The following is an 18,625-nucleotide window of genomic DNA, read 5'->3' as shown; positions in this document are numbered from 1 at the left end:
ACGTCTTCATGTAGAGCTTTCTTTCTTAAGTAGAAAATTCTACTTCTAAACGCGCTCTTTTTGTGGGGGGATTACCAAACAATGCCGATTCGACCTCAACGATTGGCAATTCGCTCTTGAGGACCGTCTCGGGGACTGGTCCGACACCGGCTGTGATGAAACGCCTATGTGGTCAATGGAATCAACGGCTAGCCATGCACAATCCATTTGTTCTGGATACTCTTGCATCATCCTCCCTTGATCGTTTGCGCTCTCAACGGCACTCCGCTTTGGACTACCGAATTTCCATCACGCCTTTTACCTTGTATTCTTTTTTCTCGGCAAACTTTCACGCTCGGGTCAACACGCCTGAATAATCGTACTTGCGTACCTTTATAAACGCACTGCATCCAAATTTCAGCTTTACCGATCTGCTCGCGGAACTGCCAAACATACTCTCCGGTTGGGGCAACAATGGCTTTAAGTATGGCGTTGTCTGATGCCTTCAGATGGATTGTTCCCTCAACAATCTCTAAGCCATTAAGTTTGCTAGCTAAAGAGCTCTCGTGAAACCTGCCATCCTTAAAATGCGACAGGCACCGTCTCTGCAACTTCAACTTCAGCCGGACAAACCTGGCCATGGACCATTGAGGTGCTCATCAGCACAAGGATTAAGGTTGCCGACCAATAAAACTTTTTCATAATATCTTTGGCTCTTAGTTGGCTTTCTCAAAAAGAATCACACGGAAATTCTTGACGTTATTACTCGGCGTTAGACTGGTGCGACTCTCGTTCTGGATAGTTCGCTCATGGACCTTTTCGCCTTTGTCTTGCATTTTTTTCCATTGATCAACAACTTTGATACCGCCGTCTTTTCGAGTCGGGTCGTCAGAACGGCATGCTACCCGTTTCCTTGCCCTCGAACATCCCGTTTTTTTGAAATTCCCGACAACTGTACCAACCGCGGCATCTTTCGCAATTGGGTAACCCGCGCACCAAGTTATCGAAGACTTCGAATTCGAAATTTTTTAATTCGGCTTTTTATTAATACATATCTTATATAAAATATTGCAAAAAAATAAAGCGCGAGAAAAACCAGCACCAAAAAAAATAATTTCAGATGCAAAATTCGCTGGCCTACCCGTTATCTGATACTTGTTCGGCGTTAATAATTTTCCCAAAATACGCACTTAGATGACCCGAGGGGCCGTTATAGAACTTCCCAATAATTGCAACCTTGACAAATGATTCACCAGAATGCTGAAAAGATGGCTCCACCCATATTGCAGAATGATGTAGCGTGATGACGGGCTCTGCATCTCTTTCATGGAACGATAACGGGTAAAGTGCACTCGATTCGAACCCACCGCTATATATTCCAGAAACGATTATCCACCGACCATGAAATTTTTGAGGCACTAACAATAACCGCTCAAACGTTGTGCGACATGGATGTATTTTTGAATCTCCGAGGCCGGGTTCAATACTACACTCACTAGGGGTGAGTGGATCAGCAGATTCTCTTCTTGACACAGTCCCCTCTATGTGCGCCACCTTATCAGCCACGCTGCCCACCTGGTTCTTAATTTTAACAACATCGTTGACAAGGAAAGCATTTATCGCGATTATTATTGCAAAAAATACCAATACAATTCGATTGTTCATTAAAATATAGAAATCCAAAAATATAAATTAACAATATCATCATTAAGACAATTTGGGATTATTACACTTCCACCTTCGTATCGCCTCCTCACGGCCATGTATGTTCTTTAACAGGACAAGAGATGCCGCATTCTAGCGATTTACGATCGACCTGATTTTTTAACATTTCCTGGATATTTATTTCCTCTATTTTCCCATCCTTTACGTTTCCTGATATATTCGTTTCCCATCCTTGTTGAGCCGACCCGGTTCCATCGTAATGATCAAATGGCCACAAATTTCCGATCAGGTGAGTCATTTCATGCAGCATCGCTTGTTCTATACTAGCTCCGTTCGACTCGTGAGTATATAAGGTTACCTCTCGAGCCCCATTTCCAGTTGTCATGGATCTTCCAAACCCGTCTACAACATTTACAAAATTCGGGAATTTCGCTTGACCTCCAGGGATCAACGTCAAGTTAACGGCATATTTACCGATTCTTCGGTTAAAGTTTTTTGAGATAAATGCGTTAAGCGTCGCCTCACCACCGGGCAGCTTGGCACCTTTATATACGATTGCCATAACAATATGTACGTTATTATTGCGATCCACTGTGAAGGACTCTACTGCTCGGCCGTCAGGGTCTACGTATTTATAGGGATTGTTATTGACATAGGCATACCGATTGAAACTTCCGCCATTATTTACATCTGTCACCACCGGATCAATGCTCAAGAACCGCCCCGCCACCGGATCATAATACCGTTGCTGCATGTACGTCAGCCCGGTATCCACATCGTTCACGTGGCCGGTGAACCCGATCGTCGGCTGCACGCCCGAGGCCACATAGCCGTAGGGTTCATAGCGCGTGCGGCTGATGACGTTACCCGCGCCATCGGTCCGCGCCACCGGGCTGCCGAGCCCATCCGTATGAATATAGGTCACCGAACTGTTGGTCCCGCCTACCGTCACACTGATTCCGGTGGTCTGGCCGAAGCGCCAGTGCAACTCGTACAGCATGCCCCAGTCGAACAGATAGGTTCCCGCCGTCGCGGGCGCATGCACCTGGAAATTGAAGGTCGCGCTCTGCCCTGGCGCAACGCTGGCCACGCCCATGTCCACCCGCGCAAAACCCCAGGTGGTATTGTCGGCCGGGCTGCTCGAACCGATGCGGTAGTCGGACTGCGTCCAGGTCACGTTGCCGGTGTTCTTGAACGTGAGCGAGACGTTGTAATTGCCGCCCACCGCCATCTGGGCCGGCACGCCGGCCGAGACGAGCTGGGCGTCGTACACCGGCGCGGGCGCACTCACCGTGATCGTCGAGGAGGCGATGGCGCCGAACCAGGCCAGGTTTTCCCTCAACATGCCCCAGCTGAAGCTGTACGTGCCCGCGGTCGTGGGCGCGGTGATCGTGAAGCCGAACACGACCTGGCCGCCCGGCGCCACCGTGCTGCCGAGTTCAACGCGGCCGACGCCCCAGGTGCTGTTGTTTGCCGGATTCTGCGAGCCGAGCCGGTACGGATACGTCGCCAGCGCAGGGTACCAGGTCGTGGTGCCGCTATTGCGCATCGTGACCGTGACGTAGGCGGTACTGCCGGTTGCCATCGTTGCCGGCGCCGAGATGCTCACTACCGCGGCGTCGTCGTACTGCGCCGGCGGATCCGGATCGTCCGGCGGCGGCAGGTAGGCGGGACTGGGCTGGTTCAAGCCTACCCCACCCGCCCCCCCTCCAACGGGGCCAACCCCCGCAACCTCAACGCCACCCCCATCGCCACCAGCAGGATCGCCCCCAGCATGCTCACGAATCCCGGCCAGCCCGCATGCGCCCACACCACGCCGGAGAACCAGCCCACCACGCTCGAGCCGAGGTAATAGAAGAACAGGTAGATCGCCGAGGCCAGCGCCTGCGGCGGCCGGGCGCGCCGGCCTACCCAGCTGCTGCACACCGAGTGGGAGGCGAAGAAGCCGAAGGTGAACAGGCCCATGCCGGCCACGATCAGGAACACCTGGCCCGCCAGGGTCAGCAGCAGCCCGCCCAGCATCACCATCATCACCAGCCACAGGACGTTGCGGCGGCCCAGGCGGTCGGCCAGCTTGCCGGCCCAGACCGAACTGAAGATGCCCAGCAGGTACAGCACCGACAGCGCCCCCACCGCGCTCTGGCGCATGGCGTAGGGCGGCGCCAGCAGGCGGTAGCCGATGTAGTTGTACATGCTGATGAAAGCCCCCATCAGCAGGAAGGCCAGCGAGAACAGCCAGGGTAGCCCGGCGTCCCGCATGTGTTTCGCCGTGCCGGTGAACAGCGCGCGCCAGCCGCCTTGGCCACCGCGGAAATTGGTCGATGGCGGCAGGCTGCGGTTGAATTCCCAGGCCGCGTACAGCCCCGCCGTGCCCATCACGCCGACCGCGATGCGCCAGTCGTAGAAGTCGCTGATCACCGAGGCCAGTACCCGTCCCGTCATGCCGCCGAAGGCGCTGCCGCCGATGTACAGGCCCATCGAGTGGCCCAGCGAGGGGCCGGCGATTTCTTCGCTCAGGTAGGCCATGGCCAGCGCCGGCATCCCGCCCATCAGCAGCCCGGTCAGCGCGCGCAGCAGGAGCAGCTGGCCGTAGCCCTGGGTGAAGGCCGCCAGCAGGGTCAGCACGGCGCCGCAGAACATCGAGCCGGCCATCAGCGGCTTGCGGCCGTAGCGCTCCGACACCACGCTCGACGCCAGCAGCGACACGGCCAGCGTGCCGGTGGCGAGCGACAGCGCCAGGCTGCTCTGCGCCGGCGTCAGCCTGAAGTCGCGCGCCAGCAGCGGCATCAGCGGCTGCACGCAGTACAGGAGGGCGAAGGTGGAAAAACCGCCGAAGACCATGGCGCGGTTGATGCGCCTGAATTCGGGACTGCCGGCGGAGATGGGGGCCACCCTACGGATACTCTGCGTCGATCTCCGAACCGGCAAAATTCTCCAGCTCGACGAACAGCTGCTTGAGCGGCATGCTCCCGCCGATATGCTCCAGCAGGATGCTGTTGCGGTAGGTGGCGATGCGCTCGGCGATGATGGCGTGGTGCGGCGCCGGGATGTTCTCCAGCAGCTGGGCCCAGCCGGTATCGTAGTCCGGCCTGGTCTTGCGCACCGCCTTGACGAAGCGTTCGAACTCCTTCTGGCCGGTGCGCGCCACGATCCGCCCTCCTCCTTCGATCGCGAACACGATCGCCAGCGCGATCACGCCCTCGGCGTTCAGGTCCGGATCCTTGACCGGCCCCTCGAAGTGATGGCGGCGCAGCCATTGGGCCGCGCGCACGATCGCCTGCACGCCCTGGCGCTGCTTGAGCTGCGCCAGGTAGCGCTCGTAGCCCGACCAGGTCTCGCCCGGGTCGGCGGTGCAGATGTCGACGAACAGTTCCTTCAGGCGGCGCTGGGCGTAGACCGGGTCGGTGTCGTATTCGCCCACCAGGCTGTCTTCCGGCAGCGCGGCCAGTTCGCGGATCAAACGGAAGCCCTGCTGGAACACGAGTTCCGGCCCTTCCGAGACCAGGATCCCGGCCGCGGCCTTGTCGCCGACTTCGTCGTCGGTTTCATCCTCGAGCAGGTATTCCAGGCCCAGCGACACGCCGCCGACGCTCAAGAGCAGGGCGCGCTGGATGCCTTCGGCGGTGCGGTCGTTGGTGAACTTCTCGGCCACCATCGCGGTGATGCCGGCCAGCTCGTCGGCCAGGCCCACGGCCTCCTCCGGGGTCGCGCTGTCGGGCAGGTGGCGGATCGCGCGGATCAGGCGCGGCAGCTTCTCGATGACGATCGCTGGCAGCATGGAAACGGCGCCCTCGCTCACGAGAAGATGTCCGTGCCCATGCTGCGGCGGGTGCTGCGCTTGGGCGTGCCGCGCACCGACGGCACCTGCTTGCGCAGGCGGTACAGCAGTTCGCGGGTGGTGCGGTGCGGGAACGCGGACTCGTCGTCCTCGTCTTCCGGCAGCTCGACGTCGGCCAGGTCGGCGCTGTTGCGGTATTCCGGGAACAGTTCCAGCAGCGAACGCTCCCAGCCGTCCTCGCTGGCCTTGGCCAGGTCGATCGCCAGCGGCACGATGTCGCTGTCGGAGGTGGTCTGGCCGGTCACGTAGCGGCCGCGGCTGGCGATCTCGCCCGCCACTTCGAGGATTTCCTTCGGCGCCAGCGACCACACGATGGCGAACGCGGTCGCGCCCCAGTCGGAGGACGAGGCTTCGCTCAGCAGCTCGTGGCGGCGGTCTTCGTCGTCGGTGGCGTAGACCACGCCGTGGATGTGGTTGAACAGGTTCTCGGCGATGCGCTCGGGATCGTCCTCGATCATGTCGTCCGGCCAGGTGGCGGCCAGGTAGGCCAGGCTCTCGGCCCAGGCCTTGGGCGGCACCAGCAGGGTCGCGACCGAGGTCTTGGCGCCGTCGAAGCCGGCCAGGTGCAGGGCCGTCACCTGCGGCGGCAGGGTCGACAGCACCTCGGCCACGGCATAGTCGCCATGCTCGTCGGCGGCTTTCGACAGGGCTTCCTCGGCGTGCTGCAGCGAGCCCGCCAGCACCAGTTCATTGACCTGCCGGGTCAGCGCGGGCAGGTTCGATTTGTCATCAATGCTCATTCGCGATCACCTCCGTCCGAGTCGAAGATCTGCATGAAATCGTCGCCGGCCGCGGTTTCGTCCAGCTCGTCGTCGTCGCCCTCGTCGTCGCGGGCCAGCTGGTCGAGCGACTGGTCGTCGTCTTCCCAGCGCGCCTGGTTCTTGAACAGGAAGGCGGTGATGATGGCCTGGCGCGCCAGTTCCGGATGGTTCTCGCAGATCGCGGCGTACATCGCCTTGCCTTCCTCATCGTTACCATCGGCGCCGTCGCAGTTCGCCATGGCATGGACCTTGGCCGGATCGTCGCTCTCGTAGTCCATGGCTTCGCGGATCAGGCCCTTCGGGTCGCTGAAGCGGATGCGGTCGACCAGCGCGAAGGCCATCATGTTGACGTCGTCCAGGCCGTCGCCGCTGGTGTACTCCGACACCAGCGCCTGCACCATCATGTCGTAGTTCTTGCGGTTCGGCGGATCGCCCAGCGTGCCTTCGATCTGCCCTTCCAGTTCGCGCGACTGGAAAGCGAATTCCGGATGTACTTTTTTCATGGTTGCTTCAATCTTTCGTTAATGTCGCGGTCAGTGCGGAAGGTTCACGCCATTCAGCGAGAACACCGAACGCCACAATTCGAAGGCCTCGCCTTCGGCATCGAGCACGATGCGGTGGTTGACGCTCTGGTTGTATTCGGCGCGCCTGGCCGGGTCGGACAGGACCTCGTAGGCCTTGGTGACGGCCTTGAAACGTGCTTCGGCACCCGGCGCCTGGTTGCGGTCCGGGTGGTAGCGCATCGCGAGCGAGCGGTAGACTTTCTTGATTTCGTCGTCGGTCGCGTTCGGCGCGACGCCGAGGATCGCGTATAAATTTTCCACTTTGGAACTCTCCGGCTGGTGCCCGAAAAAATGCAAACCGAGATTATCCTATAGAAAACGCCATCTTGACAGGCAGCCCATGCGCTTGCTGGCTTAGTATGCCCAGGGCTGTCCGCGTCAAACCGTGCGCTTGACCACATAGCTACGGTAAAATGCCTGCAATCTTACCCATCTAGAACACATTTTCATGAGCAACGAAAAGAACTCCGCGGCCGGCGCGGCGGCGGCGCCGTCGTCGAATTTTGTGCGCGCGATCGTCGAATCCGACCTGGCGGCAGGCACCCATGCGCGCGAAGGCATGCCTTCGGTGATCACCCGCTTCCCGCCGGAGCCGAACGGCTACCTGCACGTCGGCCATGCCAAGTCGATCTGCCTGAACTTCGGCCTGGCGCGCGACTACCAGGGCCGCTGCCACCTGCGCTTCGACGACACGAACCCGGAAAAGGAAGACCAGGAATACGTCGACACCATCATGGACAGCGTGAAGTGGCTGGGGTTCTCGTGGGAGCAAGGCGGCCAGGAATACCTGCACTACGCCAGCGACTACTTCGACAAGCTGTACGAGATGGCCGAGTACCTGATCAGGGAAGGCAAGGCCTACGTCGACAGCCAGAGCGCCGAGGACATGTCGCGCAACCGCGGCAACTTCGGTACGCCGGGCACCAACTCGCCGTTCCGCAACCGCCCTAGCGAGGAATCGCTGCAGATCTTCCGCGACATGAAGGCCGGCAAGTACAAGGACGGCGAACACATCCTGCGCGCGAAGATGAGCGAAGATGCGATGTCCTCGCCGATCATGACCAACCGCGACCCGGCCCTGTACCGCATCCGTCACGCGCATCACCACCGTACCGGCGACAAGTGGTGCATCTACCCGATGTACGACTACACGCACCCGATCTCGGATGCGCTGGAAAACATCACCCATTCGCTGTGCACGCTGGAATTCCAGGACCACCGCCCGTTCTACGACTGGCTGGTCGAGACCCTGGCCGAAGGCGGCTTCTTCGAGCGCCCGGTGCCGCGCCAGTATGAATTCTCGCGCCTGAACCTGACCTATGTGGTGATGTCCAAGCGCAAGCTGCGCCAGCTGGTCGACGAAAACATCGTCAGCGGCTGGGACGACCCGCGCATGCCCACCATCGTCGGCCTGCGCCGCCGCGGCTACACGCCGGAATCGATCCAGCTGTTCTGCGAACGCATCGGCGTATCCAAGGCCGACGGCTGGATCGACATGAGCACGCTGGAAGGCGCGCTGCGCGACGACCTGGATCCGAAGGCGCCGCGCGCGATCGCCGTGCTGCGTCCGCTGAAGCTGATCGTCGACAACTTCCCGGAAGGCGAGACGGTCGAGTGCAGCGCGCCCGTCCACCCGCACCATCCGGAGATGGGCCAGCGCAGCTTCCCGTTCACGAAAGAACTGTGGATCGAGCAGGAAGACTTCATGGAAACCCCGACCAAGGGCTACCACCGCTTCACCCCCCCTAGCGACGACAAGCCGGGCGCGCGCGTGCGCCTGAAGTATGGCTTCGTGGTCGAGTGCACCGGCTACGACAAGGATGAAAACGGCAACGTCACCGCGGTCCACGTGAACTACTTCCCGGACTCGAAGTCGGGCACCCCGGGCGCGGACAACTACAAGGTCAAGGGCAACATCACCTGGGTCAGCGCCTCGCACTGCTTGGCCGCCGAAGTGCGCCTGTACGACCGCCTGTTCAGCGACCCGAACCCGGACGCCGGCGGCCGCGACTTCAAGGAGCTGCTGAACCCGAACGCGCTGGAAACCGTCACCGCCTACCTGGAACCGGGCCTGGCATCGGCCGAGGCCGACCAGCGCTTCCAGTTCGAGCGCCACGGCTACTTCGTGGCCGACCGCGTCGATTCCCGGCCGGGCAAGCCGGTGTTCAACCGCGTCACGACCTTGAAGGACAGCTGGGCCAAATAAGCCGCAGTCATCGCCACCCCGAAAGCCCGGTTCGCCGGGCTTTTTTATTTGCAACTCCCTGAAATGATAGGTCCGTAAGTACATTCAAATCAGTACTTTCCAATGCATGACTATGTGAGGGTTTGTTATGTCGTCGGTACTGAAGGATGCGTTTCCGGTCACCCGGCTCTCGTTCTGGACCGGCCTGCTGCTCTCGTCGACGGTGGGCGGCGTGCTCTATGTCTCGCTGTCGCGCTCGATCGAAAGCGATGCCCATGAGCGCTTCAACAATCATGTGCAGTACGCGCAGGGCATGATCGACATGCGCGTCAAGGCGCTCACCAACGTGTTGCGGGGCGGCGCCAGCCTGATCGAAAGCGCGGACCGCCTCACCCACCACCAGTTCCACGAATATGTGCGCGGGCTGGACCTGCCGACGCATTTCCCGGCCATCGACAGCATCAACTACGCCATCTATCTGACCAATGACCAGCGCGACGCCGTGCTGGCCCCGCTCCGCGCGGAAATGCAGGCGCCCCTGAGCATTACCCCGCCCGGCATCCGGCCCGCTTACCTGGTCGTTTCCCACATCGAGCCGGACCCTCCCGGCCCCGGCCACTTTGGCGTCGACCTGCTGTCCAACCGTTATTTCGGCCGGCGCCTGGCGCTGGAGCGCGACCTGGGCACCGTGCAGGCCTCGGGCAGCCCGATTCCCATGCTGTCCAAACCGAACGAGTCCCACTTGGGCATCCGCATGGCGGTCTATCGCAACGGCCTTCCGCGCAGCACGGTCGAGGAACGCCGCGCCGCCTACATGGGTTCGATCGGGCTGGCGTTCAGCGTGCCCAGGCTGCTGCACGGCGTGGTCGATCACGTCCCCATCCCCGGCCTGCGCATGACCGTGTATGACACCGGCCCGTACATCGACCCCGAGGGGCGGGAACGGATGGACCGCTCATCCACGCTGTACGACAGCCGGGGCACCAGCGCCGACCCGAGGCCGCCGCTCGACCGCGGCAGCGGGATCTTCCGCGCCGAGCTGCGGATGGAATTCAATGCCCGCCCCTGGAAGATCGTCTACAGCGTGCCGAAGTCCGCGCTGTACACCGACTTCGACATCTACTACGCGAAGGTGATGGCGGCGTTCGGCTTCGTCGGTTCGATGCTGCTGTACGCGCTGCTGCGCATGCTGACCTCGTCGCGCCGCGCCGCGCTCGCGCTCGCGCAGGAGATGACCAGCGAGCTGCGCGAGAGCCAGCGGAAACTGCAGCTGTCGCACCAGAAGCTGCGCCGGCTGGCCGACCATGCCTACCAGATCAAGGAACTGGAACGCAAGCGCATCGCGCGCGAGATCCACGACGAGCTCGGCCAGAACCTGCTGGCGCTGCGCATCGATGCCGAGATGCTGTCCTCGCGCACCAGGAACCGGCACCCCAACCTGCACCAGCGCGTACGGACGACCCTGCTGCAGATCGACGCGACCATCAAGAGCGTACGCCAGATCATCAACGACTTGCGGCCGACCGTCCTCGACCTCGGCCTGTCCGCGGCCGTCGAATGGCAGTTGCACGAGTTCGAGCGCCGCACCGGCATCGCGTGCGAAGTGCGCGATCTGCATGGCGAGATCTCGCCGTCCGACACGTGCGCGACGGCGATTTTCCGCATCCTGCAGGAATCGCTCACCAACATCCAGCGCCATGCGAATGCCAGCAGAGTCGTGGTCGAATTGCGGCTGGACGGAAACTGGCTGTCGATGACCGTCAGGGATAACGGTTGCGGACTCGCCCCTGGAGGACGCAACAAGCAAGGTTCCTTCGGTCTGGTCGGGATCGAGGAACGTGTCGTCATCCTCGGCGGCACTTGCCAGGTGTTCAGTGGCCCGGACGGCGGGACCACGGTGACGGTGTCGGTCCCGATGATCGAACCGGCGCACCTGGCCGCAGAGTCACGGCGGGAACACGAATCCGGCCCGGCCGTGATGTAAGCTCTCCGCTTACCCTCTTCGCTTTTCCCTCGCCGGCTGCGCGCTGCCGGCCCCTTCCCGCACGTTTACATTTCCACAATTTTTCTTACCACTTTGCCAAGAATCGCGATGGGCGGATTTTGTGGCATTTTTGTCATCTGCTTCAGCCTTTGATTAAACGCAACTACTATAGGATTTAAACAAATTACATTGACGACATGTAACACGCGTCAATGACGGATTTCGATTTCGTGGGTTGAAAAAAGGGGATTTAGTTAAATATTAGAAACATTTTTTCCTGTGCATGTAACTGATGTCGGTACACGATTCACCAGATGTCTGCAGCGCCACTACTAGGGAAGCAGTTCAAAACTACTATATTGAGAGGACTACCATGAACATGAACGACCTGTTTAAAGTAGTAATGGAACTCGACCTTGACCCCATCAAGGTGAAGCTGATGCACGTGGAGTCCGGAGAAAGCTGGAGCCAGACCAGGGCCAACGCAGTGGAAAAGGAGTATCGGCGCTTCCTGTGGCTGATGAAGATGTACCCGAACGAGAGCATCGCCCCGCTGGTCGACGTGGATACCTTCTGGCATTACCACATCCTCGACACGATGAAATACGCCAGGGACTGCGAGCAGGTCTTCGGCTACTTCCTGCATCACTTCCCGTACATCGGCATGCGCGGCGAACAGGACGAGCAGTTCCGCCTCGACAGCGGCGAACGCATGCGCACCCTGTACGAAGCCACCTTCGGCGACTCCTTCACCGAGCGGGCCGCGGAGCTGGCGCAGGCGACGGCCGTGCGCACCGTACCGGTCCCGGGCAAGCCCGGCACCCGCCACATCGACCTGAGCGGCCTGGCCCCGTCCATTCGTGCAGGCATGGCCGCCAAGGCCTCGTCCCGTCCGCAGGACGCCGCCACCGCCTACTGCGCCGGTCCGATGCCGCCGTCGGTGGCTTACTGCGCCGGTCCGATGCCGCCGTCCGTGACTTATGGCGCCAGCACGGTGCCTGGCGTGAGCGCTTCGGCCCGTCCGCAGGCCGCTGCCGCTACCGCCTACTGCGCCGGCCCGATGCCGCCGTCGGTGGCTTATTGCGCCGGTCCCATGCCGCCGGGCGACAAGGCTGCCGGCCGCGCCGCGGAATCCCTCCAGCGCCCGGCCCTGCACTAAGCATGCTCGACCTGGCGCCGGCGGCCTGCCGCGGCGCTCAGGCCGACAGTGCGCCGGAATCGCCCGGCGCGTCTGCCCGCACCATCAGCGTCCGCAGTTCGCGGATGCTGAAATCGGACACTTCATGCATGCGCAGCAGGATGGTGGCGCCGATCGGCAGCGTGTTGTGGCGGATCTTGCTGATCACCGGCGGCGCGACTTCGAGCACGCGCGACAGGGCCGCGTCGTTCTTCAGCTTGAGTTTGTTGATGATGGCGTCGAGAACCCGGTTGGGGTCATAGACGCCACCCTCCGGTATCCTTCTGATGGGCATGGTCTTCCTTCGAAAATAACGATCCGTGGCTTATTCTTTACTTCCCTCGTGAGGTCGTGAAAAATAAGCTAGTTTTGGTGTATTGCTTGTATTTATATGGCTGCTGAGCAGTTACCCAAAATTCTACACGGACCAGTTATCTTTTGCTTAAGCCCACCTTATTCCGCCAGCGCCCTCACCGTCTCCTCGACCCGCGGATAGCGCAGGCGCGCCCGCAGCTCGTCCTTGATGCGGCGGTTGCCGAGCCGGCGCGATTCCGACATGAAGGACAACTGGACCGGCGAGACGACGCGCTCCAACTCGGCGCGCGGCAGGCGCGGCGGACGCGGCAGGCCGAAGGCGTCGGCCACCAGGTCGAAATAGTCGCCCATCTTCATGTGCGTATCGTCGCTGGCGTTGTAGGCGCGGCCCGGCCGTGCCCGGAACAGGGCCAGCAGCGCCAGGCGGGCCAGGTCGTCGGCGTGGATGTGGTTGGTGTAGACGTCGTCCTGCGCCGCCAGCGCGGGCGTGCCCTGGCGCAGGCGCTCGAGCGGCAGGCGCTGCGCCGCGTAGATGCCGGGTGCGCGCAGGATCGCCACCCGTCCGCCCGTGCCGACGGCCCAGGCGCGCAGCACCTGCTCGGCGTCGACGCGCCGCTGCGCGCGGGCGTTGCGCGGCGCGCGCGGGGCGGTCTCGTCGATCGGCGCACCCTGCCTGTCGCCGTAGACGCCCGTGGTGCTGATATAAACCACGCGCGTCCCCTCGGGTAGAATGGCGGTCAAATTGCGCGTGCGCAAATCCAGCGCGCCCTGCTTTGGCGGAGGCGCCAGGTGCACCACCCACGGCGCGAGCCGTCCCAGGCGCTTCAGGGTTTCCGGCCGGTCGAGGTCGGCCACGACCGGAATCGCGCCGGCGGCCCGCAGCTCCGCGCAGCGCGCCGGCTGGCTGGTGAGCGCGAACACGCGAAAGCGCTTTGCCACCTGCGGCAGCAGGCGCATGCCGACATCGCCGCAGCCCACGATCAGGAGGCGCGGTTTGTTGAACCTGACTTTATTTTGAGTATTCATTCCGAGGATTGTATGACGTTCCAGATCACTGTCCAGCCCAGCGGCCACCACTACGATTGCGAGCAGGACGAAACCGTGCTCGCGGCGGCGATCCGCTCCGGCATCGGACTGCCCTATGGCTGCAAGAACGGCGCCTGCGGCTCCTGCAAGGGCAAGGTCGTCGACGGCAGCTTCCACCACAAGCCGCACCAGCCGCGCGCCCTGTCCGAGCAGGAAAAGCTGCAGGGTCATGCGCTGATGTGCTGCGTCGTGCCGGAGGGCGACCTGACGATCGAAGCGCGCGAAGTGGGCGGCAGCACCGACTACCCGGTGCGCAAGATGCCGACCCGCGTGACCGCGATCCGCCGCGCCGCGCCGGACGTGGCGATCCTGACCCTGCAGCTGCCGGCCAACGAGGCGCTGGCCTACCGCGCCGGCCAGTACGTCGAATTCATGCTGAAGGACGGCAAGCGCCGCGCCTACAGCATCGCCACCGCGCCATCGTTCAACGGCCCGCTGGAGCTGCACATCCGGCACCTGCCGGGCGGCCTGTTCACCGACCACGTGTTCTCGACCATGAAGGAGCGCGACATCCTGCGCTTCGAGGGTCCGCTCGGGACCTTCTTCCTGCGCGAAGAGTCCGACAAGCCGATCGTGCTGCTGGCCTCGGGCACCGGCTTCGCGCCGGTCAAGGCCCTGGTCGAACACATGATCCACCTGAAGTCGGAGCGCCCGGTCCACCTGTACTGGGGCGGCCGCCGCCCGCAGGACCTGTACATGCACGCACTGTGCGAACAGTGGGCGCGCGAGCTGCCGCACTTCCGCTACGTGCCGGTGATCTCGGACGCCCTCCCGGAAGACAATTGGCTCGGGCGCAGCGGCTACGTGCACGCCGCCGTGATGCAGGATCTTCCCGACCTGTCGGGCTATCAGGTGTATGCTTGCGGTGCGCCCATCATGGTCGATTCGGCGCGCCGCGACTACGTGGCGCAATGCGGCCTGCCGGCCGACGAGTTCTACGCCGACGCATTCACGACGGAGGCCGACCTGGCGCAGTCCTGATGTTTTCCTTGATTCCTTAACTTGATGAAGGGTCCGATCATGCGTACGCCGCTTCGCTTTGCCCTCGCCTGTTCCGCCATGTCCGCCGCCCTGCTGGGCGGCGCCTCCGCTTACGCCGCCGGCCAGCAGGCCGACGCCGGCTACCAGTCCGCGGTCGCCAGCCCGATCCGCAGCGCCGAAGACCGCAAGGAAGACGCCAAGCGCAAGCCGGCCGAGTTCCTGGCCTTCGCCCAGGTCCGTCCCGGCATGAAGGCCTTCGACATCGCCTCGGGCGGCGGCAACACGGCGGCCCTGCTGACGGCGGCGGTCGGCAGCAAGGGCGAAGTGTGGGCGCAGAACGCGAAGCCGAATCCGAAGCTGCAGGAGCGCGTGGGCACGTCCACCCTGCCCAACCTGCACGCCGTGGTGGCCGACTTCAACGATCCGGTCCCGAAAGGCACGCCGCCGCTCGACCTCATCACCATCAACATGTCCTACCACGACATCGCCAACACCCCGGCCGACCGCGCGGCGATGAACAAGCGCCTGTACGAGGCGCTGAAGCCGGGCGGGACGCTGGTCATCGTCGACAACGCGGCCAGGAAGGGCAGCGGCCTGTCCGCCACCAAGACCCTGCACCGCATCGACGAGGACACGGTGGTCGAAGAGGTCACCAGGGCCGGCTTCAAGCTCGACGGCCGCAGCGACTACCTGCATGTGGCGTCGGATCCGCGCGAGCAGCCCTTCTTCAAGATGGACAAGCCGGACGACAAGTTTGCCCTCCGATTCAAAAAATGATTCGCAACGTCGTCCCCGCGCAGGCGGGGACGACGTATCCAAGGCCCCACTTACCACCTTATGTCACTGATTTCCCCCACGGGCGGCCTGGGCGTCCTGCGCAACCGAAACCTCTCCTTCTATCTTTCCGCCCGCTTCCTGGGCACCCTGGCCGTCCAGATGCAGAGCGTGGCGGTCGGCTGGCAGGTCTACCAGATCACCCGGAGCCTGTTCGCCCTCGGCCTGATCGGCCTGGCCCAGTTCGCGCCCTTCCTGGCCCTGATCCTGTGGGCCGGCCACGTGGCCGACACCCACAACCGCCGCACCATCATCCTGCTGTGCATGTGCACCCAGCTGCTGTGCAGCCTGCTGCTGGTGGCCTTTACCCTGTCCGGCAGCCATGTCGTCTGGCCGGTGTTCGCGGTCCTGGTCCTGTACGGCAGCGCGCGCGCCTTCATGATGCCGGCTTCCCAGGCGGTGCTGCGCAACCTGGTGCCGAACGAAGCGTTCTCGCAGGCGGTGGCGCTCAGCTCCTCGACCTTCCACGTGGCCGTGATCGCCGGCCCGGTGCTGGGCGGCCTGCTGTACGTGTTCGGGCCGAACGTGGTGTACACGGTGTCGAGCGTGCTGCTGGCCCTGTCGGTGCTGCTGATGGCGGCCACCCGCAGCGCGCCGCAGGCCAGAACCCGGGCACCGGTCAGCTGGCATACCCTGCTCGAAGGCTTGCGCTTCGTGTGGTCGCGCCCGATCGTGCTGGGTGCGATCTCGCTCGACCTGTTCGCGGTGCTGTTCGGCGGCGCCACCGCCCTGCTGCCCGCCTATGCCCACGACGTGCTGGGCGCCGGCCCGACCGGCCTGGGCCTGCTGCGCACCGCCCCCGGCGCCGGCGCGGCGCTGTGCTCGATCCTGCTGGCTTTCTTTCCGATCCGGCGCAAGGTCGGCGCCTGGATGTTCGGCGGGGTCGCCCTGTTCGGCGCCGCCACCGTGACGATGGGCTTGACGAGTACATTCGCCGTCGCGCTGGCGGCCCTGTTCCTGCTGGGCGCCGGCGACATGGTCAGCGTCTACGTACGCCACCTGCTGGTGCAGTACGAGACCCCGGACGAGATCCGCGGCCGGGTCAGCGCCGTCAATTCCGTCTTCATCGGCGCCTCGAATGAACTGGGCGAGTTCGAATCGGGTCTGACTGCCAGCTGGTTCGGCCTGGTGCGCGCGATCGTCATCGGCGGCGCCGCGACCCTGGTGGTCACCGGCACCTGGATGAAACTGTTCCCGGTGCTGTCGCGCATGGACCGGTTCCCGCACCACGACGCGGAAGAAGCCGCGCGCAAGGCCGGATGATGGGCAAGGGAACCGGAAGCCACAAGGACAAGCGGATGCTGCATCGCTTCATCCGCCACCGTCCGCACCTGTCGCTGGCGATCGCGCTGGGAGTGCTGGTCGCCCTGCTGTGGCCGGAGTCCAGTCCCTGGCTGCGGCGCGCGCTGGTCGGCTGGAACGTCGGCGTCTGGACCTACCTGCCCGGCATGGCCTGGCTGATGCTGCGGGCCGACCCCGGCCGCGTGCGCGCGATCGCCGGCCGCGAGGACGAAAGCGCCGGCGTGGTGCTGTGCACCCTGGTGGTGGGCGCCGTGCTGAGCCTGTACGCCATCGTGTCCGAGCTGAGCCGCATGGACCACATGCCGCCCGACCAGGTCGCGCTGCGCTATGCCTTCACCGCCCTCACCCTGGTCGGCTCCTGGCTGCTGGTCGGGGTGCTGTTCTGCTTCCACTACGCCCATGTGTACTACCGCGCGCCCGCCGGCCAGCCGCCGCTGCGCTTCCCTGAGGAAGGCCTGGAGCCGGATTACTGGGACTTCCTGTACTTCTCGTTCACGATCGCGGTCGCGGTCCAGACCTCGGACGTGACGGTGGCCTCGCGCACCATGCGCAAGCTGGTGCTGGGCCATTCGGTGCTGGCGTTCTTCTTCAACCTGCTGATCCTCGGGCTGTCGGTGAACATCGCGGCCGGGGTGGTGAACTCCTGAGCATCGCCACCTGGGCGCAGCGGATCGCGCGAAAGGTGTAACATCGTTTCAACAGTGTCAACTATTGGAGAGCGATGTATGGAAATCAATGTTAATACCGACAACACGATCGACCGCCACCAGGGCCTCGACGAGCGCGTGCGCGAGGTGGTCGAATCGAGCGTCGGCCGTTTCGAGCAGGTCCGCCGCGTCGATGTCCACCTGAGCAACCAGAACGGCCAGAAGCACGAAGATGGCGACAACTACTGCATGATGGAAGCGCGCGTGTCCGGCTACGAGCCGGTGGTCGTGCATGCCCACGCCGCCGACCTGCACCTGTCGATCTCGGGCGCAGCCGGCAAGCTCAAGCGCGCACTGGACAGCGCCCTGGGCCGCCTGAACGACAAGAAGATGCGCGAACCCCTGCCGCTGGACGCCGACGTCCCCGCCGAGTCCTACAAGGGACTGACGGATAATCAATAACCTTCCATTAGTGCCCTCAGCCTGCGCAGGTAGCGCAGGCCTTCGAGGGCGCGGCTGCCGTACCACGACATCATCTCGCCGTCGACCAGGAACACGGGAATGCCGACCTGCTTTTCCAGCGCATCGGCGTGTTCCTCCGTGAAGCGGTAGGGCTCGGTCGACAGCAGCACCGCATCGAGCCCGTCCACCAGCCCCTGCGACCATTCGAAGCGCGGATAGCGTTCTCCCTCTCCCAGCGAAGGCACCTTCCACCCCAGTTCGGCCAGCATGCCGGCGATATAGGTCTCGTTCGAGACCGTCATCCACGGGTCCTGCCAGATGCAGTACAAAACCGTGCGGCGCGGCCCGGGAGCCAGCCCGTGCAGGGCCGCGTATTCCTCTTCGAAGGCGGCGCACCAGCGCTCGGCCGCCTGTTCGGCCCCGAAGATCCCGCCCATCAGCCGCGCCAGGCGCAGGTTGTCGCGCGGCGTGTTCGGGTGCGTCACCACCACGTGCGGAACGAATTCGGCCAGGCGCTCCACGGTCGGCTTCTCGTTCTCGTCGATGTTGACCACCACATGGGTCGGCGCCAGCTTGCGGATCTTCTCGACGTTGACGTCCTTGGTGCCGCCCACCTTGGGGATGGCGGCGACCGTGTCGCGCGGATGGATGCAGAAGCCGGTGCGCCCGACCAGCCTGCCAGCCAGGCCCAGTTCGCACAGCAGCTCGGTAATCGAGGGCACCAGGCAGACGATGCGGGCGTCCGGGTCCGGGGCGTGGCGCTGCCCGAACGCGTCGATGAGGGGAGAGGATGGGTTCATCCCCGTATTGAAACACTGTTGTTTATCCGGCGACAAGCCTCGCGGA

Annotated in this window: 18 protein-coding genes; 8 read left to right on the top strand and 10 right to left on the bottom strand. The window is 63.0% G+C overall.

Annotation, left to right across the window (positions count from 1 at the left end):
- Positions 1–227: 227 nt before the first annotated feature.
- The 7 genes from AC3A6M_RS19805 to AC3A6M_RS19775 all read right to left on the bottom strand — a co-directional run bounded on the left by AC3A6M_RS19805 (position 228) and on the right by AC3A6M_RS19775 (position 7,067).
- Positions 228–620 carry an STY0301 family protein gene (locus tag AC3A6M_RS19805; RefSeq protein ID WP_487854441.1) on the bottom strand — a complete coding sequence of 131 codons (393 nt, stop codon included), beginning with the start codon at positions 618–620 and terminating at the stop codon, positions 228–230.
- Positions 621–1,732: 1,112 nt separating this feature from the next.
- The gene (locus AC3A6M_RS19800; protein ID WP_487854440.1) at positions 1,733–3,331 is read right to left on the bottom strand and encodes an RHS repeat-associated core domain-containing protein; all 1,599 of its coding nucleotides are present in this window, start codon (positions 3,329–3,331) and stop codon (positions 1,733–1,735) included.
- 2 nt (positions 3,332–3,333) lie between these two features.
- Positions 3,334–4,536 (bottom strand): MFS transporter, encoded by a 1,203-nt coding sequence (locus AC3A6M_RS19795; protein ID WP_487854439.1) that lies wholly within the window; start codon positions 4,534–4,536, stop codon positions 3,334–3,336.
- A gap of 1 nt (position 4,537) precedes the next feature.
- A complete protein-coding gene (locus AC3A6M_RS19790) occupies positions 4,538–5,422 on the bottom strand; it encodes a hypothetical protein (RefSeq protein ID WP_487854438.1) in 885 nt (294 codons plus the stop codon).
- A 17-nt stretch (positions 5,423–5,439) separates the two neighbouring features.
- The gene (locus AC3A6M_RS19785) at positions 5,440–6,222 is read right to left on the bottom strand and encodes a hypothetical protein (protein ID WP_487854437.1); all 783 of its coding nucleotides are present in this window, start codon (positions 6,220–6,222) and stop codon (positions 5,440–5,442) included.
- On the bottom strand, positions 6,219–6,746 hold the full coding sequence (locus tag AC3A6M_RS19780) for a hypothetical protein (RefSeq protein WP_487854436.1): 528 nt from the start codon (positions 6,744–6,746) through the stop codon (positions 6,219–6,221). The genes AC3A6M_RS19785 and AC3A6M_RS19780 overlap by 4 nt, the downstream gene beginning before the upstream one ends.
- Positions 6,747–6,776: 30 nt before the next feature.
- Entirely contained in the window at positions 6,777–7,067 is a 291-nt protein-coding gene (locus tag AC3A6M_RS19775) for a DnaJ domain-containing protein (protein WP_487854435.1), read from the bottom strand.
- Positions 7,068–7,254: 187 nt separating this feature from the next.
- On the opposite strand from AC3A6M_RS19775, the gene AC3A6M_RS19770 reads away from it, so the two are divergent.
- The 3 genes from AC3A6M_RS19770 to AC3A6M_RS19760 all read left to right on the top strand — a co-directional run bounded on the left by AC3A6M_RS19770 (position 7,255) and on the right by AC3A6M_RS19760 (position 12,134).
- Positions 7,255–9,012, top strand: coding sequence for a glutamine--tRNA ligase/YqeY domain fusion protein (locus AC3A6M_RS19770; protein WP_487854434.1), 1,758 nt, complete (start codon positions 7,255–7,257; stop codon positions 9,010–9,012).
- A gap of 127 nt (positions 9,013–9,139) precedes the next feature.
- Positions 9,140–10,975, top strand: a complete 1,836-nt coding sequence (locus tag AC3A6M_RS19765) for a sensor histidine kinase (protein ID WP_487854433.1) — start codon at positions 9,140–9,142, stop codon at positions 10,973–10,975.
- Positions 10,976–11,354: 379 nt separating this feature from the next.
- Complete coding sequence (locus tag AC3A6M_RS19760; RefSeq protein ID WP_487854432.1) at positions 11,355–12,134, top strand: glycine-rich domain-containing protein; 780 nt, start codon at positions 11,355–11,357, stop codon at positions 12,132–12,134.
- A 37-nt stretch (positions 12,135–12,171) separates the two neighbouring features.
- Here the strand turns inward: AC3A6M_RS19760 and AC3A6M_RS19755 are convergent, their stop codons facing one another.
- Entirely contained in the window at positions 12,172–12,447 is a 276-nt protein-coding gene (locus tag AC3A6M_RS19755) for a hypothetical protein (RefSeq protein WP_487854431.1), read from the bottom strand.
- A gap of 158 nt (positions 12,448–12,605) precedes the next feature.
- Complete coding sequence (locus AC3A6M_RS19750; protein ID WP_487854430.1) at positions 12,606–13,493, bottom strand: NAD-dependent epimerase/dehydratase family protein; 888 nt, start codon at positions 13,491–13,493, stop codon at positions 12,606–12,608.
- 12 nt (positions 13,494–13,505) lie between these two features.
- Here AC3A6M_RS19750 and AC3A6M_RS19745 point away from each other — a divergent pair, with 12 nt between their 5' ends.
- The 5 genes from AC3A6M_RS19745 (at position 13,506) to AC3A6M_RS19725 (ending at position 17,779) form a co-directional block, all read left to right on the top strand.
- The gene (locus AC3A6M_RS19745) at positions 13,506–14,534 is read left to right on the top strand and encodes a CDP-6-deoxy-delta-3,4-glucoseen reductase (RefSeq protein ID WP_487854429.1); all 1,029 of its coding nucleotides are present in this window, start codon (positions 13,506–13,508) and stop codon (positions 14,532–14,534) included.
- A gap of 39 nt (positions 14,535–14,573) precedes the next feature.
- A complete protein-coding gene (locus AC3A6M_RS19740; protein ID WP_487854428.1) occupies positions 14,574–15,311 on the top strand; it encodes a class I SAM-dependent methyltransferase in 738 nt (245 codons plus the stop codon).
- A 60-nt stretch (positions 15,312–15,371) separates the two neighbouring features.
- On the top strand, positions 15,372–16,631 hold the full coding sequence (locus AC3A6M_RS19735; RefSeq protein ID WP_487854427.1) for an MFS transporter: 1,260 nt from the start codon (positions 15,372–15,374) through the stop codon (positions 16,629–16,631).
- A 35-nt stretch (positions 16,632–16,666) separates the two neighbouring features.
- Entirely contained in the window at positions 16,667–17,317 is a 651-nt protein-coding gene (locus AC3A6M_RS19730) for a DUF1345 domain-containing protein (RefSeq protein ID WP_487854426.1), read from the top strand.
- A 78-nt stretch (positions 17,318–17,395) separates the two neighbouring features.
- The gene (locus AC3A6M_RS19725) at positions 17,396–17,779 is read left to right on the top strand and encodes an HPF/RaiA family ribosome-associated protein (RefSeq protein ID WP_487854425.1); all 384 of its coding nucleotides are present in this window, start codon (positions 17,396–17,398) and stop codon (positions 17,777–17,779) included.
- Here AC3A6M_RS19725 and AC3A6M_RS19720 read toward each other — a convergent pair.
- Entirely contained in the window at positions 17,773–18,579 is an 807-nt protein-coding gene (locus tag AC3A6M_RS19720; protein WP_487854424.1) for a helical backbone metal receptor, read from the bottom strand. The genes AC3A6M_RS19725 and AC3A6M_RS19720 overlap by 7 nt on opposite strands.
- Positions 18,580–18,625: the final 46 nt, after the last annotated feature.

It is taken from the genome of Telluria sp. Soil_C_11 (assembly GCF_057657395.1).
Note: the sequence above shows the minus strand (reverse complement) of the source record. Positions and strands in the feature narration are given on the sequence as shown.

Bases quoted from the DNA above. Each gene is read 5' to 3' on its own strand.
- AC3A6M_RS19805 (WP_487854441.1), bottom strand. From the start codon at position 620: ATGGCCAGGTTTGTCCGGCTGAAGTTGAAGTTGCAGAGACGGTGCCTG.
- AC3A6M_RS19790 (WP_487854438.1), bottom strand. From the start codon at position 5,422: ATGCTGCCAGCGATCGTCATCGAGAAGCTGCCGCGCCTGATCCGCGCG.
- AC3A6M_RS19785 (WP_487854437.1), bottom strand. From the start codon at position 6,222: ATGAGCATTGATGACAAATCGAACCTGCCCGCGCTGACCCGGCAGGTC.
- AC3A6M_RS19780 (WP_487854436.1), bottom strand. From the start codon at position 6,746: ATGAAAAAAGTACATCCGGAATTCGCTTTCCAGTCGCGCGAACTGGAA.
- AC3A6M_RS19770 (WP_487854434.1), top strand. From the start codon at position 7,255: ATGAGCAACGAAAAGAACTCCGCGGCCGGCGCGGCGGCGGCGCCGTCG.
- AC3A6M_RS19765 (WP_487854433.1), top strand. From the start codon at position 9,140: ATGTCGTCGGTACTGAAGGATGCGTTTCCGGTCACCCGGCTCTCGTTC.
- AC3A6M_RS19760 (WP_487854432.1), top strand. From the start codon at position 11,355: ATGAACGACCTGTTTAAAGTAGTAATGGAACTCGACCTTGACCCCATC.
- AC3A6M_RS19755 (WP_487854431.1), bottom strand. From the start codon at position 12,447: ATGCCCATCAGAAGGATACCGGAGGGTGGCGTCTATGACCCCAACCGG.
- AC3A6M_RS19750 (WP_487854430.1), bottom strand. From the start codon at position 13,493: ATGAATACTCAAAATAAAGTCAGGTTCAACAAACCGCGCCTCCTGATC.
- AC3A6M_RS19745 (WP_487854429.1), top strand. From the start codon at position 13,506: ATGACGTTCCAGATCACTGTCCAGCCCAGCGGCCACCACTACGATTGC.
- AC3A6M_RS19740 (WP_487854428.1), top strand. From the start codon at position 14,574: ATGCGTACGCCGCTTCGCTTTGCCCTCGCCTGTTCCGCCATGTCCGCC.
- AC3A6M_RS19735 (WP_487854427.1), top strand. From the start codon at position 15,372: ATGTCACTGATTTCCCCCACGGGCGGCCTGGGCGTCCTGCGCAACCGA.
- AC3A6M_RS19730 (WP_487854426.1), top strand. From the start codon at position 16,667: ATGCTGCATCGCTTCATCCGCCACCGTCCGCACCTGTCGCTGGCGATC.
- AC3A6M_RS19725 (WP_487854425.1), top strand. From the start codon at position 17,396: ATGGAAATCAATGTTAATACCGACAACACGATCGACCGCCACCAGGGC.
- AC3A6M_RS19720 (WP_487854424.1), bottom strand. From the start codon at position 18,579: ATGAACCCATCCTCTCCCCTCATCGACGCGTTCGGGCAGCGCCACGCC.